This window comes from Enterococcus olivae (assembly GCF_053760925.1).
Genome location: NZ_JBSMVT010000012.1, coordinates 1 through 18,542, shown reverse-complemented (window position 1 = coordinate 18,542; position 18,542 = coordinate 1). Strand labels below are relative to the sequence as shown.

Here is an 18,542-nt window from a genome sequence, read left to right as displayed (position 1 = left end):
TAACATTCAAATGGGGGAAGAAACAAATGGCAAAAGTACGTAAAGCAGTTATTCCGGCTGCAGGATTAGGAACTAGATTTTTACCAGCAACTAAAGCAATCGCAAAGGAAATGTTACCAATTGTTGATAAACCAAGTATTCAGTTTATCGTTGAAGAAGCAATTGCTTCTGGGATTGAAGACATTTTAGTAATCACTGGGAAAGCTAAACGACCAATTGAGGATCATTTTGATTCAAATTTTGAGTTAGAATATAACTTGGAAAAATCAGGCAAGACCGAATTATTAAAGTTAGTAGAAGAAACGACGGGTATTCGTCTGCATTTCATTCGTCAAAAACGCCCGTTAGGTTTAGGCCACGCTGTCTTGCAAGCCAAAGCCTTTGTTGGAAATGAACCTTTTGTGGTGATGTTGGGTGATGACATTATGGAAGACAAAACACCACTAACCAAACAATTGATTGATGATTACGATAAGACGAAGGCTTCTACACTTGCGGTGATGCCAATCCCCCATGAAGATACCTCTAAATACGGTGTGATCGATCCTATTTCTGAAGTTTCCAAAGGCTTGTACGATGTCAATGCCTTTGTTGAAAAACCAAAACCTGAAGAGGCGCCAAGTGATTTAGCCATTATTGGTCGCTATCTGTTAACACCGGAAGTTTTTGATATTCTAGAAAATCAAAAACCAGGCCTAGGGGGAGAGATCCAATTGACTGATGCCATCGATACTTTAAACAAAACGCAGAGAGTGTTTGCCCATGAATTTACAGGTAAACGTTACGATGTAGGGAATAAGATGGGCATGCTAGAAGCCAATATTGAATATGGCTTGAAGCATCCAGAAATCAAGGATGATTTAAAAGTCTATCTAAAAGAATTAGCAGAAAAAATCTAGATAAAGAATCGTTTAAATAACATATACAAAATGAATGAATAAATAACTTGAAAAATCCCTTTTATTACAAGGGCTTTGCTAGTATAATGGATTTCAACGTGTATAAATGTGACGATTGAACGTCTGAAGGAGTGATACACATCAAATGAAAAAATCCTTTACCAAAGGAATCGTTGTGACTTTCTTTGCGGTGCTTGCTTTTGCGGTGGTAGTTATCGGACAGCAATTGAATAGCCGTAATCAATATAAACAACGAGTTGAATTTGCTGAATCTGCGGCATCTGTGGAACGAGAGAAGCTCGAAAGCTTGGAAAAAACAGCCAATGGCTTTTATGCGGATGAGAATCAAGTGTTTTTAGCAGACGATGTATCAATTGAAAAAATAGAAGCAATTCGATCTCAGTTAACTGGGATAAAAATTACTGCAGAGGATTATGCAATAAGAGAAGAATCTCTGCCTGAGTCGATTCAAGGATTGACAGAACGAAAGAGAGAGCTTCAAGAAAAATTGATAGATACCCAAGATAAAGCAATTGTTCAGGATAAAACGAATCATTTATTTACTGAAACTATCGAAAGTTGGCAAGAAGTAACATCGGACCTGAGTATCGAAGCAGATGCAAGCCAAACAATGACAAGTTCTATTCGTGAAGACCTGACTCTTTTTTCAGATTCACAGTGGAAAGAAAATATTTCAGAATACTTAACAGAAGCAGAAGAACAGATCCAAGAATCTGAGGAATTGCAGGAAAGATTAGAGCACTATTTAACAGAAGGTGTGGTAGTAAGCTACACGGACTATTTAGACGCTCTCTATGCAGTCGAAGAAGTACCTAACGAGGAGCTACGTACAAGGTTAACTGAATTGATAGATGAACTTGCCTCAAGTATGGGTTTGGAGTAATCAGATAAAATAGAAAGTGGAGAAAAGATGGAAGAGACTATTAGTTTAAAAGAAATTTTTGATATTCTACGCAAGCATGTCGCATTGATTTTTATCAGTTTGTTTGCGGGAGTGGCTATTGCTGGTGCAATTACCTTTTTCGTAATTACCCCTCAGTACAGTTCTCGTGCGCAGATGATTGTGTCTTTGCCACAAAGTGAAAATTCTGCTGGGAATGTCAACGATGTTAATTTTAACTTGCAAATGTTGAATACCTACAAAGATATTATTAAAGAAAGTGATTCTTTAGCCGCCACTGTACAAGAGACATTGGCTGGGGATTATGATATCCAAATGACACCGGCAGAAATTAAAGAGAATTTGCAGGTGACACAATCACAAAATTCGCAAATGTTCTCAATTTCGGCAACGAGTCCCCGAGCAGTGGATGCGGAGAGAATCGCTAATACAGCAGCGGAAGTGTTTCAGCAAACAGTATCAGACGTACTAACGAATGTCGAGTCAATCACGATCGTTTCGGAAGCAACTGCTAGTGCGCGACCAGTATCTCCTAATAACAAATTGAATTTAGCGATGGGCTTGGTTTTAGGAACAATAGTGGGTATAGGATTAGCATTTTTGATTGAACTATTAGATAGAACGGTGAAGGATCAAAAATTTGTTACTGAAACGATTGGTTTTACTATTTTAGGAACTGTACCACAAATGAGTCAGAAAGAATTAAGTGCAACAACAAAAAAATTACCAAAAAAAGCTGTTAAAGAGTTGGAATCAAAACCAGAAGTCCAACAACGTCGCAGTCGATCACGAGTCTAGGAGGAGAAGGACATGGCAAAAAAAGAACGTAAGGGAACAGAAACAAATCCAGTAAGTTTGATCACGCTAGTAGACCCTTCTTCTCCGGTGGCCGAACAATATCGTACGATTCGTACCAATTTGCAGTTTGCATCTTCAGTTGATCGTAAATTACAAACAATTGTAATTACTTCTTCAGGGCCTGGGGAAGGAAAATCAACAACATCCGCTAATTTAGCCGTTGTTTTTGCAAACTCAGGTAGTCGGGTTTTATTAATCGATGCGGATATGCGGAAGCCAACGGTTTATAAAACTTTTCAGTTATCCAATGCATCAGGTTTGAGTACCGTTTTAAGTACTGAAAAAAGTGTTGTAGGAACGGCTCAAAACACGGGTATTGAGAATCTATCGGTGTTGACAAGCGGTCCTAAGCCACCAAATCCGTCGGAACTATTAAATTCACAACGAATGAATCAAATTCTTGAGGAAGCACGTCGCTCCTACGATATCGTTATCTTCGATATGCCACCAATCGTTGCTGTAACTGATGCCCAAATTATGGCGTCAAAAGTGGATGGTACACTATTAGTTGTAAGAGAAAATGTGACAAAGAAAGAATCAGTAACAAAGGCTAGCGAATTGTTGAAACTAGTCAATGCTAGAATATTAGGTGCCGTTTATAATGGGGCGGAGCAGAGCAAAGATCAAGGATATTATTACTATTCAAATTAAGTCTTAAAGGAGTCGAATGCAATGATTGATTTACACTGTCATATTCTACCAGGAGTCGATGATGGGGCGGACACAATTGAAGATAGCTTGGCAATGGCAAAAAAAGCCATTAGTCAAGGAATTACTCATATCTTGTGCACACCACATCATAACAACGGCCGGTATGAGAATGTGAAAGAATCAGTTATTCATTCGGTTTCTTTGTTACAGACTGAAATTGATAAACATAATTTAGATTTGACCTTACTGGAAGGTCAAGAAGTCCGAATCACTGGAGATTTGATTACTGAAATTAATCAAGATCGAATCTTATTCACTGATTTGGACGATACATATATTTTAATCGAGTTTCCAACTATGGATGTACCTGCGTATACTGAGCAAATCTTTTTTGAGTTGAGAGCTATGGGAAAAGTGCCAGTAATTGTGCATCCTGAGAGAAATGCAAAATTACGAGAAAATCCAGATTTACTGATTCCATTTCTGGAGATGGGGTGTCTAGGACAATTGACAGCTCCTAGCATTGTCGGAGTCTTTGGAAAATCGATTCAAAAGACAGCAAAAGAAATGGTCGCTAGAAATCTAGTTCAGATGGTGGCCTCGGATGCTCACGGAATTAAAAAACGGACTTTTTATATGAAGGAAGCATATGAGATCATTGGAAAAGAAAATGGGAAAGAGAAAATTACCTTAATGAAGCAAGTGACAAGAGACCTTGTTAATGGAGAAACTGTTACTTATCCAGCTTATGAGAAGAAAAGAAAACGGAAATTTGGATTATTTTAGGAAGGAGAAATCAATGAAAGCTATTGAAAAAACAAATTCAGTTAAAAATTCAACTGCAGAAAATCAAAACCTAACTAAAAAAACATTAAATCCAGAATTACTAGAAGAAAAATATGCCTATCTTTTTATTAAGAGAATAATCGATATTATGGGAAGTTTCGTGGGACTTATTTTATTGTCTCCGTTATTCTTATTTATCAGTATTATGATGAAGATTGAAGAGCCTAAGGGTCCGATTTTCTTTTCACAGACAAGAGTTGGAAAGAATGAAAAAGAATTTAAAATGTTTAAGATTCGATCAATGTGCGTGGATGCAGAAGACAAACTAGCAGAGCTTCTAAAGCATAATGAAGTTGAAGGTGCTATGTTTAAAATGAAAGATGATCCACGCGTTACAAAAGTGGGGAGATTCATTCGAAAAACTAGTATCGATGAATTACCACAGCTTTGGAATGTTTTAAAAGGCGATATGAGCTTAGTAGGACCGCGACCTCCATTGAAAAGAGAAGTAGCAGAATACACGTTTTACGATAAACAACGTTTACTTGTAAAACCCGGATGTACCGGTTTATGGCAAGTTAGTGGTCGGAATGATGTTGGTTTTGATGAAATGGTAGAATTAGATATTAAATATATACACAATCTAAGCGTTTCAAATGATATAAAAATTATTTTTAAAACTATAGGTGTAATCATAAAACCTAATAGTGCATATTAAAAAGCAGGAGTACTTAAAAATGAAAAAACATGTTTATGTAATAGGAAGTAAAGGAATACCAGCAAAATATGGTGGGTTTGAAACATTTGTAGAAAAACTAACTGAAAATCAAGAGTCTGATAGTATTCAATATCATATAGCCTGTATGGAAGAAAATTCAGCAAAATCAAATATTACGGAAAAACATTTTGTCCATAATGGAGCTGACTGTTTTAATATATCAGTACCCTCAATTGGTCCCGCAAAAGCCATCTATTATGATATTGCTGCATTAAATTATGCTATTGATTTATCGACAAAAAATAATGATTCAAAACCAATTTTTTATGTATTGGCTTGTCGTATTGGTCCTTTTATAGGCCATATGAAAAAGAAAATAGAAAAGATTGATGGTCAACTTTTCGTTAATCCAGATGGTCATGAGTGGTTACGTGAAAAATGGAGTAAACCTGTGCGTAAATATTGGAAAGAATCCGAAAAGCTTATGGTTAAATATGCAGATTTAATTATTTGTGATAGTAAAAATATTGAGAAATATATTCAGAAAGAGTATAAAAAATTTCAACCAAAAACAACATATATAGCTTATGGCACAGATGTATCTAAAACAAGACTGCATTTTAATGACAAAAAAGTTGTAAATTGGCTCAACAAAAATAACTTGAAATTAAATAATTATTATTTGGTTGTTGGAAGATTTGTACCTGAGAATAACTATGAATCGATGATTAAGCAATTCATGATCTCAAATACAAAAAAAGATTTTGTATTGATTACTAATGTAGAGCACAATAAATTTTATGAGAAACTTAAAAAAGATACTAATTTTGATAAAGATATTAGAATAAAATTTGTAGGTACTGTTTACGATCAAGAGCTTTTAAAGTTCATTAGAGAAAATGCATTTGCTTATATTCATGGACATGAAGTTGGTGGGACTAATCCTTCTCTATTAGAAGCATTAGCTTCTACAAAAGTAAATTTGTTACTAGATGTAGGATTTAATAAGGAAGTTGCTGAAGAGGGAGCATTGTACTGGAACAAAAGTAATTTGTCGGAATTAATAAACTTTATTGAGAAACAGTCTGATATGTACTATTTAAAACTTCAGAAACTATCTAATGATAGAGTCTCTAAAGAATATGTTTGGAAAAAAATATTAAATGAGTATGAAAATTTACTAAATGAGGAAAACATCTAAATGGAAGATAAAAAGAAACTACAACAAATAGAATTGAATATTTTAAAAGAAGTGATAAAAGTTTTTGAGAAGCACCAATTAAAATATTTTGCTCTTGGTGGTACGATGTTAGGTGCTGTAAGGCACAAGGGGTTTATTCCTTGGGACGATGATATTGATATTGGTATGCCAAGAAAAGATTATGAAAAATTTTGTGATATATATATAAAAGAACTTCCATCAAATTTAAAACTAAGAAACTTTAAAACGGATATATCCTATAGATATTACATTTCTAGAATATTAGACTTGAACTATAAACTAATAGAGAAAAGGAATAAAGACGTTGAAGCATTTACTTATGTAAGTATAGATATTTTTCCTTTAGATGGTTTACCAACTTCTCTAATATTTCGAAAACTACACCAAGCAAGAGTAATGTACCGTAGAATGAAGATGTCATTGGGATATTTTGAAACGCTTGATAAAGAACGTGAACGCAATATTGTAGAAAAAATAATAATTAACTTTTTCAAGATTTTTCCTTTGTACAAATTCATAGATTCTAATGATGAGAAAAAGAAAATAGACAAATTATTAAAAAAATATGATATTGACAATAATTCGTATTGTTCAAATCTAATGGGAGCATATAGGACTAAAGAAACTTTCAAGAAAGAGGTTTTTTCAAGTGGTTCAAAATATGATTTTGAAGATATATCAATTATGGGACCTCATGATAGTCACTGCTATTTAGAACAAATGTATGGAGATTATATGAAAATTCCATCTTCTGAAGAAATATTAACCAAAGAACATTTTGAAATTATAAAGGGACAATATTATGAATAAGCCCAAAATTTTTGAAATCTTTAATTATATGAATAGATTAAGTTATAATGGCATAAGAAGCTTAAAGTAGAGTATTATATTTATTTTTTTGAATTTAGCTTTTTAAGATAATTGAAGAAAGATACTTGAAAATCTCACATATTATTGAATTTACTATGCTATCGATAAAAATTGAAATCACAATGACGTATACCGAAAATAATATAAAGCAACTTATAAACATACTTGACTTGCATGTAAGATATACTTGTACAAATTGAAACTTGCGAATTTTTTAATCAATAATTATCAGAATAGTAACATGAAAAAGAGAAAAGATTCGCTAACAATAACCTCGTCGGTTAAAAGTCCTTGAGTTTATGTCTAATTAGATCGATGCATGATGAAAAATACTATTTCTTGAGTAAGACTCTGGAACATTTAGAAAGAAATTAATTTTTTTCTAAATGATATACCATATATTTACATTGATTAAAATTACATTGAATCAAAAATATGAACTCTATCTAAAATTTCGTCTCAAAGCTATTTAAACTTAAAATATTGAGAATGAAAAATTCCGTTGGGAAATATAGATATTTTTGATGTTTTTAATGAGTTGTTGAACTTGAGATGATAATTTTTCTAGGAGCATCGACTTGCTTAAAACTGTCACTGTTGCGAGGGTGCCGTACAGTTATATGAAACCATATAACTGTACGGCAAGTCTTTAGCTTTAGGCGTGACTGTGTGGGTCGCTACTTGTTTAATTTAGCTCAATCTACATTAGTATTATGGTGTTAATCGTATATAGTCATGATTCGGGCAATGTATTGGGAGTAATAATTAATAAGCTATAATAGACAGTTAATGTTATATGATTTCTATATTATTCTACTTTTAAACAACTGGCTTTGAACTGCTTGATTTAATATATGAAAGTTTATTCGTACAAAAAAGATAGTTAGGAGAACATGATGCAAGATCAATTTTTGAATACGATTAGTTTTAAAAAAAAATATAGTATTTCGACAATATTTTCTTTATTTTGCCTATTTATGTATACATTTTCTCAGGTGTTCTATTATTCTAATGTGAAAATTTCATTACCTATATTTTATTCTATAACAGAAACACTTCGAATCGCCTCTCTGTTATTCTTTGGAATTTTAAGCCTATATAAAATAAGGACAATAAAAAATCTATTTCGATTTGCAATAATACTTCTTTTATCAATCGTAATTTTTATATTAACTAAAAATCATGAATTTTATTTTATTTTGCTAGTTGTACTTGTTTATGGTATGCAGAAGGTATCTTTAAAAGATAGCATTTTCGTAATTAATATCGGTATCATTGCTTCTTTTTCAATCATTGTTCTAATGTCAATGTTGAATGTCATAGATAACAATGTTTTTATTAGAATCACAGAAAACTCTAGAACCATAAGAAACTCATTTGGTTTTCAACATCCAAATGGTTTTGGATTTATGTTACTGGTTATTAGTATAAATACTATGATTTTTTCTAATTTAAAAAAAAATAAATACTTAAGTATGTCTTCTATAATTACAAGTATTTGCTCAGTATTTTTAATCAATACGTTAGCCGATTCCAAAACATCAGCAGGATTGATTTTTATTATGTTAGCCATTACTTTTTTTATCGACAGAAATTGGTTTAATAGTAAACAACTTTTCCATTTATCAAATTGGTTAGTTGTGTTTTCAGTAGGTTTCACCTACTTCTTTTCAATAAATTATCAGTATGGTAATTCAATACATGAACTGTTAAACAAGGCGCTTTCCAATCGAGTGATGCTGCTTCATCAATTTTACAGAGTCTATGAATTTTCGTTTTTAGGACAGAATGTGGAAATGACTACATATAGATTCGGAAATGACTATTTCTTTTTAGATAATGGATTCGGAAGAATGTTTATTGAATTTGGTGTATTATACTTAATCTGCTTTCTTTTACTAATTTTTTACAGTAATTATATTGCTTATAAAAATGACGACATTAATGTTAGTGTGTATATTATTTTTATTGCAATATACACACTAATTCAGGATCGTATGGTCGTTGATGCGGGGTGGATTTTACCTGCAGTATATGTACTAACAAACTACTCATCAATTTTTTTGAAACTCGATGAAAATCCTAAAAATAAATTGATACGTAATGAGGAGGTTTTTCAAAATTATGAATAAGTCTTTATTTAGTAAAAAAAATATTCAACAGCTAAAAACTTATTTTAGAACAGGACAAATCTTTTATTTTTTTTCATTTTTATTACTTAATGGATTCGATAAGAATTCATTAGAATTAGGAAGGATAGGTGCTCAAAATAAATTATATAAAAAGTTTAGAAGAAAATATAAAAAAATATTGAACAATGAAAATAGTGTACCGATTAATTTTTCTAAATATGATGATAAACAAATTATTTGGTTTTGTTGGTTTCAAGGACTAGAAGATGCTCCAGTTGTTGTTAAAAAATGTTATGAGAGTATTCAAAAGTTTGGTGGGTGTCCTGTAGTTGTAATAACTGATGAAAATTATCATAAATATACAAATTTGCCAGATTATATTATAAGAAAGTATAAAGAAAACACAATAACAAAAACGCATTTTTCTGATATTCTTCGCTTGGATTTACTTTCAAGACATGGCGGTATATGGATTGATTCAACAGTTCTACTTACTGAAAGAATATCTCAATCTATAATGGATTCAGAGTTGTTTTTTTTTCAAAAGTGTAAACCAGGAAAAGATGGTAGTTCTGTTTTTATTTCTAATTGGTTTTTAGTTTCAAAAGCAAATAATAAAATAATTTTAAAAACAAAAGAATTGATATTTAATTATTGGAAAAATGAAAACCAGATAGTTGATTATTTTTTCTTTCACATTTTTTTTAGTTTAGTTTGTGAAAAATACCAAGAAGAATACAATGCTGTTAATAAATTAGATAATTCTGCCCCACACTATTTACTGTTAGAATTACAGGAAAAATTTTCAGATACTCGTTATAAAGAAATTTTAAATAAAACAGGAATTCATAAACTAACATACAAGTTAGACGACAGCATTATAAATGATGATCAAAATTTATTTAACTATATTTTTTAAAGAATAGGTGAAATTATGAATGATGAAAACTCGATCGTGTTGATACTTCCTTACTTTGGAAATTTTCCAAACTATTTTAATCTTTGGATTAAAACTGCTGAATATAATGAAACGATAGATTTTATGATAATAACAGATAATCCGTCCCAGGTTAAATCTAAAAAAGAAAATATTAAAGTCATTGAAATGACATTTTATGATTTACAACAAAAAATATATAGACTATTAGGAAATAATGTTCGAATAGACGATCCATACAAATTATGTGAATACAAACCAGCTTTTGGAGAAATATTTAACGACCTTATTATAGGTTATACTCACTGGGGATTCTGTGATCCGGATTTGATTTGGGGTAACATTAGATCATTCTTGACAAATGAAGTACTCAATAATCATGATAGAATGTATTTTTTAGGACATTTGACTATTTATAAAAATTCGGAGTATATTAATTCTTTATATAGAAGTTATAATAGAAGACAATTACCCAACAATGTACTTGATTATGAATTAGCATTTAGTACAAAATATGTGAAACAGTTTAGTGAAATGGCTGGTACATCTGCTTGGTATCCACATGTAGGAGTAAAAACCTATTCAAAGATTGATTTTGCAGATGTAGATTTTAGAAAATATGATTTTTATAGTACGTTTCTAGATAAAAATGAATCGGAAAGATATTTTTGGAAGGAAGGAAAAGCTTATAGAGTCTTTTCTAATGGGATTATGAAAGAGGTTATATATATTCATTTACAAAAAAGAAATATGAAGTTTTCTGAAGATTTTTTGATAAATACGGATAAATTTTTTATAAAACCTAATATGTTTAGTTTGAAAAAAGATAGTTCGTTTTGGTGTATTGATAAGAAAATAGCTGAAGAATACGAAGACAATGTTAGAGAAAAAGAAAAAAAGAAAAAGTTAAAAAGAATATGCTCAATTGATTTTATAATATATTATATCAAATTAAAACTATTTGGGAAAAAAATTCCTAAGATTCCTAGCAAAGTTTTTTATCCTAAATATTATAAATAATCTTTCAAAATACTATTAATTAAGATTATGAGGATTTCTTGAATAAAAATTTGAGGTGTTATTTTGAAAAAATTTATATCTAATTTTTTTTATCAGTCGTTATTCCAAATAATAAAGTTAACTGCTCCTTTAATTACAGTTCCTATAGTAAGTCATGCATTGGGACCAACTAACATAGGACTGTATAACTTCACGCAGTCTATTGCACAATATTTTATTTTATTATCGGGATTAGGTATATCTCTTTATGGTCAAAGAAGTATAGCTAGAGTGAGAGATGATAGAGATTTACTATCTAAAAAATTTTGGGAATTGGTATTTCTTATCATAATATCAACAATTATCAGTTTTTCTATATATTCTATCATATTTCTTAGAAATCAAAATTGGTTAGCATATTTTTTACAAGGTTTTACAATAATTGCCGTGGTTTTTGATATATCATGGTTTTTTATGGGAATGGAGGATTTCAAACTAACTAGTTTAAGAAGTCTAACAGTTACTCTAATTACTTTTATATGTATTGTTTTTTTTGTTAATGATTCCTCAGACACATATGTATATATCGCAATACAATCTCTAGGAATATTATTTAGTCAATTGGTGATGTGGCCGTTTTTACGTGGAAAAGTTCATTTTATAAGACCATCTATTTATTCTATTAAAGATCATTTTTTAGAATGTTTGCAATACTTTGTTCCTCAAATTTCTGTAACTTTATATACTAATTTAAATAAAACAATCTTAGGTTTATTTAGAAATAATACAGAAGTAGGTTTTTTTTCAAATGCATTTTTAATAATAATAGTTATTCGTACTTTAATTTCAACTGTAGATACAGTTTTACTTCCAAAATTATCAAATATGTCAGAAAAAAATAGTAGACAAGAAATACTAAAATTATTGAATATTTCTTTGAATACACAATTTTATTTTACTATACCTGCCACAATGGGAGTCATTGCTATAGCTCCTAAACTGATACCATGGTTTTTTGGAGTATCTTTTTATCCAGTGGTCGAGTTAGTTTCGATAATGTCTATATTAATTGTGATTGTTCCAATGGGAATGAGTATCTCTAGACAATGGTTGATTCCTACAGGAAATTTAAAATCGTATAATATATCTATATTTGTAGGAGGGGTAATAGGAATAATTTCTAATATCTTTTTAATACCTTGGTTAGGAGCAGTTGGTGCAGCCCTTTCACTAGTGATTTCTGAAATTTTTGTAACATTTACAAGAGGTTATGATTTTATTAAAACAACCCATTTTAGATACGATATTAAATCCTTATTTTATTATTTAATATCATCAGGAATCATGTACATAGGAATATATGTCTTAACTAGAAATATGGGAGCAAGACTTTTAACAACTTTCTTACAAATTGCAATAGGAATAATAATCTATTTATTTTCAACAACAGTATTTAAAGTTAATCCTATAATTTTGTATTTAAGGAGTAAAAAGTTAAATTAATGGATATTATTAATAAATGAGGAGTGGTATTTTGAAAGGTATAATCTTAGCAGGAGGTTCAGGTACTCGTCTGTATCCTTTAACAAAAGCAACATCAAAACAATTAATGCCAATTTATGATAAACCGATGATTTATTATCCAATGTCCATTTTAATGTTGGCAGGGATCAAAGAAATATTGATTATTTCTACACCACAGGATATTCACCGATTCGAAGCGTTATTTGGTAATGGAAATGAATTAGGAATCAGTATTGATTATGCTGTTCAACCTAGTCCTGATGGTTTAGCGCAAGCATTTATTATTGGAGAAAAATTCATTGGTAAAGACAGTGTGTGTCTTGTTCTTGGAGACAATGTGTACTATGGTGGAGGCCTGTCCAAGATGCTTCAAAACGCTGCCTCAAAAGAAGCTGGTGCAACTGTCTTCGGTTATCATGTAAATGATCCAGAACGTTTTGGTGTAGTAGAATTTGATGAAAATATGAAGGCTATTTCTATTGAAGAAAAACCCGAAAATCCTAAATCAAATTATGCTGTTACCGGGCTATATTTTTATGATAATGATGTCATCGAAATTGCCAAGAATATTCAACCTTCACCAAGAGGAGAGTTAGAAATTACTGATGTAAATCAGGCTTATCTTGAAAAAGGTGGTCTTTCAGTAGAAGTAATGGGTAGAGGTTTTGCATGGTTAGATACTGGAACGCATGAGTCTCTATTAGAAGCCTCTACTTTCATTGAGACAATAGAAAAACGTCAAAATCTAAAAGTAGCTTGTTTAGAGGAGATTTCGTATCGTATGGGCTATATCACTAGAAAACAATTGATTGAATTAGCACAGCCTCTAAAGAAAAATCAATATGGTCAATATATGCTACGCTTAGCGGAGGAATTATAAGATATGGGAAAAATTAAAGTTACTGAAACAAAACTAAAAGACGTGAAACTGGTTGAACCAGCTATTTTTGGGGATCATAGAGGTTTCTTTACTGAGTCTTATTCGGAAAAAGATTTTAAAGAAGCTGGAATTGATACTGACTTTGTTCAAGACAATCATTCGTTGTCTACACAGGCTGGAGTATTACGAGGCTTGCATTTTCAAAAGGGTGAAGCAGCCCAAACGAAACTCATTCGTGTAGTGAGTGGAGCAGTATTGGACGTGATTGTAGACATGCGTAAAGGTTCCCCTACATATGGTCAATGGGAAGGTTACATCTTATCAGAGCACAATCATCGTCAATTATTGGTTCCTAAGGGATACGCCCATGGATTCGTTACATTGACGGACAATGTTAATTTTCTATATAAATGTGATAACTATTATAATACTGAAGCAGATGGTGGTATTAGTTTCTTATCACCAGATTTAGGTATTACATGGCCGATTGACATTGAAAAAGCTATTACATCTGAAAAAGATGCCAAACAACCAACTTTTAGTGAATTTGAGAAAGACAATCCATTTGTTTATGGTGAAGTTTAATGGGGGAGATATAATGAAAAAAATCTTAGTTACAGGCGGAGCTGGATTCATCGGTTCTAACTTTGTTCATTATGTAGTGAATAACCATCCTGAAATTCATGTGACAGTATTGGATAAGTTGACTTATGCTGGTAATAAGGAAAATATAGCTGAATTACCGTCCGATCGAGTAAAGTTAGTTATTGGAGATATTGCAGATTCAGAGCTAGTAGATGAACTGGTGAAAGAAACTGATACCGTGGTACATTACGCTGCGGAATCACATAATGATAATTCATTAAATGATCCTTTTCCATTTGTACAAACAAACATTATTGGAACATACACACTGATTGAAGCATGTCGTAAGCACAACAAACGTTATCATCACGTGTCAACTGATGAAGTCTATGGCGATTTACCATTACGTGAAGACTTACCGGGTCATGGAGATGGTGACGGTGAGAAATTTACAGATGAAACTCCTTATAATCCGTCTAGTCCATATTCATCTACTAAAGCAGGTTCCGATTTGTTGGTAAAGGCATGGGTACGTTCATTTGGATTACAAGCAACGATATCCAATTGTTCAAATAATTATGGACCTTACCAACATATTGAAAAATTTATTCCACGTCAAATTACAAATGTTTTAAGTGGTATCAAGCCTAAGCTTTATGGAGAAGGTAAAAATGTCCGTGACTGGATTCATACAAATGATCATTCTTCGGCAGTTTGGACTATCCTAACGAAAGGTCGCATTGGGGAGACATATTTGATCGGTGCAGATGGCGAAGAAGATAATAAAAGAGTGATTGAGTTGATTTTAGAATTGATGGGTCAACCAAGAGATGCCTACGAGCATGTGAATGATCGTTCTGGACATGATTTACGTTATGCAATAGATTCCAGTAAATTGCGAAAAGAATTAGGTTGGACACCGGAATTTACAAATTTTGAAGAAGGATTAGCAGATACAATCAAATGGTATTCTGAAAATCAATCTTGGTGGCAAGCCGAAAAAGATTCAGTAGAACAAAACTACGCGAAACAAGGTCAATAAAAAGTTAAGCAGGAGCAATCCTGCTTTTTTGAAAGGGAGAACAATATGATACTTCTTACAGGCGGAAATGGACAACTTGGAACTGAATTGAGACATTTGTTAGATGAGAAAAATATTGAATATATCTCAACAGATGCTGGGGAAATGGATATTACCGATGAGCAAGCGACAATGGCATTTATTCAAGAAGTGAAACCAACAGTGATTTATCATTGTGCAGCCTATACTGCTGTAGACAAAGCTGAAGATGAAGGCAAAGAGCTTGGTGAAAAAATAAATGTTGCTGGTACTAGAAATGTCGCATTGGCAGCTAAAGCGGTGGATGCAACGCTGGTTTATATCAGTACGGATTATGTTTTTGACGGAACTTTGAAAGATGATGAGTATAGTACTGATGCACAAACCAATCCTCAAAACGAGTATGGTAGAACAAAATTATTAGGCGAAGAAGCAGTTGAAGAAATTTTGGACAACTATTATATTATTCGTACTTCTTGGGTGTTTGGACAATATGGACATAACTTTGTTTTTACAATGCAGAAACTAGCTGAAACCAGAGATACCTTAACAGTGGTCAATGATCAATTTGGACGACCAACTTGGACGAGAACTTTAGCAGAATTCATGAGTTTTGTTATTGAGAAGAAAGCACCATATGGTATTTATCATTTATCCAATGATGAAAGCTGTTCATGGTACGAATTTGCGCAAGAGATCTTAAAAGACAATTCTAATGTAACAGTATTACCTGTAACATCTGAAGAGTTTCCTCAAAAAGCAAAACGTCCACAGTATTCAGTAATGAGTTTGAGTAAAGCTAAAGACTTAGAGTTTACAATTCCTAGTTGGAGAGAGGCATTGCAATCCATGCTTGCTTCGTTATAAAAATTTTGACTAGTGCAGTTTGAAAGGAAGAAGAAGAATGAAAATAACAGTTGCAGGTACGGGTTACGTAGGATTATCCAATGCGGTATTATTGGCTCAAAATAATGAAGTAATCGCACTAGATATTATTCAAAAGAAAGTAGATATGATCAATGCTCGTCAATCACCAATAGTAGATGAAGAAATTGAAGAGTATTTGACGACAAAAGAGTTGAATTTGACAGCTACTACAGATAATTTTAAAGCTTTCAAGGATGCTGAATATGTTATCATTTCTACTCCTACGAACTATGATTCAAAACTAAATTATTTTAATACTAGAACAGTGGAAGCTGTCATTGCTAATGTGCTATCTATTAATCCAGAAGCAGTGATGATTATCAAATCTACTGTACCAGTTGGATATACTGAACAGATTAAAGAAAAGTTTGATACAGAAAATATTATTTTTTCTCCTGAATTTTTACGAGAAGGTAAAGCATTATATGATAATTTATATCCTTCAAGAATCGTTGTAGGGGAACAAAGTGATCGTGCAAAAGTATTTGCTGATTTATTAGCAGAAGGTGCAATCAAAGAAGAGATTTCAACCTTATTTACAGACGCTACTGAAGCGGAAGCAATTAAGCTGTTTGCTAATACATATTTAGCGTTGAGAGTTGCGTATTTCAATGAATTGGATTCTTATGCAGAGATCCGTGGGTTGAATACGAAACAAATTATCGATGGTGTTGGTTTGGATCCGAGAATTGGCACCCATTACAATAATCCTTCATTTGGTTATGGTGGATACTGCTTACCAAAAGATACTAAGCAGCTTTTAGCAAATTATGCAGATGTGCCACAAAATATTATGTCTGCAATCGTTGATGCAAATAGAACTCGTAAGGATCACATTTCTGATATGATTCTTGCTAAACAGCCAAAAATCGTAGGAATCTATCGATTGACGATGAAGGCTAATTCAGATAATTTCCGTCAGTCGGCGATTCAAGGAATCATGAAACGAATCAAAGCTAAAGGTATTGAAGTAGTTGTTTATGAACCATCACTAGATACAGAAGATTTTTATAATTCCAGAGTTGTCAAGAATCTTGACGAATTCAAAAAGGTTTCTGATATTATAGTTTCTAATCGAATGGAGAAAGAATTAGAAGACATTGAAGAAAAAGTGTATACAAGAGATATTTTTGGCAAAGACTAATGACAAATAGTTGTAAGAAAAATGAAATTAATTGAGGCGATAGAATGAAGAGAGTTATAACATATGGAACATTTGATTTACTACATTATGGACATATTAATTTGTTGCGTCGTGCGAAAGAGCAAGGAGACTACTTGATAGTCGCTTTATCGACAGATGAATTTAATTGGAATGAGAAACAGAAAAAATGCTACTTTTCTTTTGAGAAGAGAAAGCAACTTTTAGAGGCGATTCGTTATGTAGATTTAGTTATTCCAGAAAATGGTTGGAACCAGAAAATAACAGATATTAGTCAGTATCATATTGATACCTTCATTATGGGAGACGATTGGACAGGAGAATTTGATTTTGTTAAAGAAAAAACAAGTGCGGAAGTGATTTATCTTTCCAGAACACCTGAAATTTCTACAACACAGATCAAAAAAGACTTAGGCTTAGAAAGTAAAAATTAGTGAATATTGCGAATGAATAAAGCCGCATGTGCAGAATAATGAGCCAGTATTTGCAGAGGATTAAGCAACAATTACGTGTAAGGGAACCACTCAAATTTTTTAGCTGAATAAAAGAAACCTCTTGTATAATGATATTGTGTTAACGACAGGTATAAAATGGTTCTTTCCTGATTTAGATGCTAAAGTGTCAAGGTGCATACGTCGGCAAAAAAGAGCCACTGCGTCGGAACTTAAAGAGCCATCAAAATCGGTCATTATTGAGCCACACGAATCGGAGCTTGAAACCAGTTCCGATTTTTTTTGTATTCATGATATAAATAATTGATGGAGTTCTTCCGTAAGGTAAGCGCCGTATACCAGAGTACCTAAAAACAAAGTCCACCTTCGATTATACTTTGAGTACAAAGAAAAATCGGAGGTGGTTTCTTTATGAAGGAAAACCGAGAAGTGGTTCAATGATATCCGCCACAGGAAATTACCAGCAGTGACATAGTTATTACCACCTAGTGACACCGATATTACCAGTGAGTGCCAGACAATGAGTATTGCGGACAGTTTGAGCCACTCATGCGGAATTTAGAGCCAGCGAGTGCGGGAGATAAAACCGGTCAATGCGGAAGATAAGGCCACTGATATATCTTATTATATCAGTGGCCTGCCATTATTCTTCTAACACACTCTCTATAATGGTTAGTGCCAGTTTTACCATATCATCATCGGATGGTTCTACATCTTCTAAATAGAACGGGAGTAACTTTTCTTCAATTTCCATCATTATTTCGTCCGGCAAATAATTTCGAAAATAGTAGAGTGCAATTCTAACTTCCACTTCTACAGAGATCATTTCGTCACCCTCAAACCATGTCTTTCGCGCATAGAGACTTCTCCATCAATTAAAATACTATAGGAATCATGCACGATACGGTCAAGAATCGCATCAGCTACAAGAGCATCACCGAGTTTTTCATACCATCCT

At 32.4% G+C, this 18,542-nt stretch carries 20 protein-coding genes; 18 read left to right on the top strand and 2 right to left on the bottom strand.

Annotated elements, in window-relative coordinates; all coding sequences use genetic code 11:
* Positions 1-26 precede the first annotated feature (26 nt).
* The 18 genes from galU (at position 27) to tagD (ending at position 17,566) form a co-directional block, all read left to right on the top strand.
* Positions 27-899, top strand: a complete 873-nt coding sequence (gene galU / locus ACWODM_RS09125) for a UTP--glucose-1-phosphate uridylyltransferase GalU (RefSeq protein ID WP_455321071.1) — start codon at positions 27-29, stop codon at positions 897-899.
* Between the two features lie 145 nt (positions 900-1,044).
* Complete coding sequence (locus ACWODM_RS09120; RefSeq protein ID WP_455321070.1) at positions 1,045-1,803, top strand: hypothetical protein; 759 nt, start codon at positions 1,045-1,047, stop codon at positions 1,801-1,803.
* 27 nt (positions 1,804-1,830) lie between these two features.
* Positions 1,831-2,619, top strand: a complete 789-nt coding sequence (locus tag ACWODM_RS09115) for a YveK family protein (RefSeq protein WP_455321069.1) — start codon at positions 1,831-1,833, stop codon at positions 2,617-2,619.
* A 12-nt stretch (positions 2,620-2,631) separates the two neighbouring features.
* Positions 2,632-3,330 carry a CpsD/CapB family tyrosine-protein kinase gene (locus ACWODM_RS09110; RefSeq protein ID WP_455321068.1) on the top strand — a complete coding sequence of 233 codons (699 nt, stop codon included), beginning with the start codon at positions 2,632-2,634 and terminating at the stop codon, positions 3,328-3,330.
* Positions 3,331-3,351: 21 nt separating this feature from the next.
* The gene (locus ACWODM_RS09105; protein WP_455321067.1) at positions 3,352-4,116 is read left to right on the top strand and encodes a tyrosine-protein phosphatase; all 765 of its coding nucleotides are present in this window, start codon (positions 3,352-3,354) and stop codon (positions 4,114-4,116) included.
* Positions 4,117-4,129: 13 nt separating this feature from the next.
* Complete coding sequence (locus ACWODM_RS09100; protein WP_455321066.1) at positions 4,130-4,834, top strand: sugar transferase; 705 nt, start codon at positions 4,130-4,132, stop codon at positions 4,832-4,834.
* Positions 4,835-4,853: 19 nt separating this feature from the next.
* The gene (cps2T, locus tag ACWODM_RS09095) at positions 4,854-6,035 is read left to right on the top strand and encodes a beta 1-4 rhamnosyltransferase Cps2T (protein ID WP_455321065.1); all 1,182 of its coding nucleotides are present in this window, start codon (positions 4,854-4,856) and stop codon (positions 6,033-6,035) included.
* Positions 6,036-6,866: a LicD family protein gene (locus tag ACWODM_RS09090; RefSeq protein ID WP_455321064.1), complete on the top strand. Its 831-nt coding sequence runs from the start codon at positions 6,036-6,038 to the stop codon at positions 6,864-6,866.
* A 953-nt stretch (positions 6,867-7,819) separates the two neighbouring features.
* Positions 7,820-9,058, top strand: coding sequence for a hypothetical protein (locus tag ACWODM_RS09085; RefSeq protein ID WP_455321063.1), 1,239 nt, complete (start codon positions 7,820-7,822; stop codon positions 9,056-9,058).
* Complete coding sequence (locus ACWODM_RS09080) at positions 9,051-9,977, top strand: capsular polysaccharide synthesis protein (RefSeq protein ID WP_455321062.1); 927 nt, start codon at positions 9,051-9,053, stop codon at positions 9,975-9,977. The genes ACWODM_RS09085 and ACWODM_RS09080 overlap by 8 nt, the downstream gene beginning before the upstream one ends.
* A 15-nt stretch (positions 9,978-9,992) precedes the next feature.
* Complete coding sequence (locus ACWODM_RS09075; RefSeq protein ID WP_455321061.1) at positions 9,993-11,015, top strand: DUF6625 family protein; 1,023 nt, start codon at positions 9,993-9,995, stop codon at positions 11,013-11,015.
* Positions 11,016-11,078: 63 nt separating this feature from the next.
* Positions 11,079-12,497 (top strand): oligosaccharide flippase family protein, encoded by a 1,419-nt coding sequence (locus ACWODM_RS09070; protein ID WP_455321060.1) that lies wholly within the window; start codon positions 11,079-11,081, stop codon positions 12,495-12,497.
* A gap of 31 nt (positions 12,498-12,528) precedes the next feature.
* The gene (gene rfbA, locus ACWODM_RS09065) at positions 12,529-13,398 is read left to right on the top strand and encodes a glucose-1-phosphate thymidylyltransferase RfbA (RefSeq protein ID WP_455321059.1); all 870 of its coding nucleotides are present in this window, start codon (positions 12,529-12,531) and stop codon (positions 13,396-13,398) included.
* Between the two features lie 12 nt (positions 13,399-13,410).
* A complete protein-coding gene (gene rfbC, locus ACWODM_RS09060) occupies positions 13,411-13,983 on the top strand; it encodes a dTDP-4-dehydrorhamnose 3,5-epimerase (protein WP_455321126.1) in 573 nt (190 codons plus the stop codon).
* A 13-nt stretch (positions 13,984-13,996) separates the two neighbouring features.
* A complete protein-coding gene (gene rfbB / locus ACWODM_RS09055; protein ID WP_455321058.1) occupies positions 13,997-15,025 on the top strand; it encodes a dTDP-glucose 4,6-dehydratase in 1,029 nt (342 codons plus the stop codon).
* Positions 15,026-15,070: 45 nt separating this feature from the next.
* A complete protein-coding gene (rfbD, locus tag ACWODM_RS09050) occupies positions 15,071-15,910 on the top strand; it encodes a dTDP-4-dehydrorhamnose reductase (protein WP_455321057.1) in 840 nt (279 codons plus the stop codon).
* A gap of 37 nt (positions 15,911-15,947) precedes the next feature.
* Positions 15,948-17,114, top strand: coding sequence for a nucleotide sugar dehydrogenase (locus ACWODM_RS09045; protein ID WP_455321056.1), 1,167 nt, complete (start codon positions 15,948-15,950; stop codon positions 17,112-17,114).
* Positions 17,115-17,158: 44 nt separating this feature from the next.
* Entirely contained in the window at positions 17,159-17,566 is a 408-nt protein-coding gene (gene tagD, locus ACWODM_RS09040) for a glycerol-3-phosphate cytidylyltransferase (protein WP_455321055.1), read from the top strand.
* Positions 17,567-18,227: 661 nt separating this feature from the next.
* Here the strand turns inward: tagD and ACWODM_RS09035 are convergent.
* Both ACWODM_RS09035 and ACWODM_RS09030 read right to left on the bottom strand, forming a co-directional pair.
* Positions 18,228-18,410, bottom strand: coding sequence for a hypothetical protein (locus tag ACWODM_RS09035; protein WP_455321054.1), 183 nt, complete (start codon positions 18,408-18,410; stop codon positions 18,228-18,230).
* Positions 18,407-18,542: ATP-binding protein (locus ACWODM_RS09030; RefSeq protein WP_455321125.1), on the bottom strand; the 136-nt coding region annotated here is incomplete at its 5' end. The genes ACWODM_RS09035 and ACWODM_RS09030, both read right to left, overlap by 4 nt.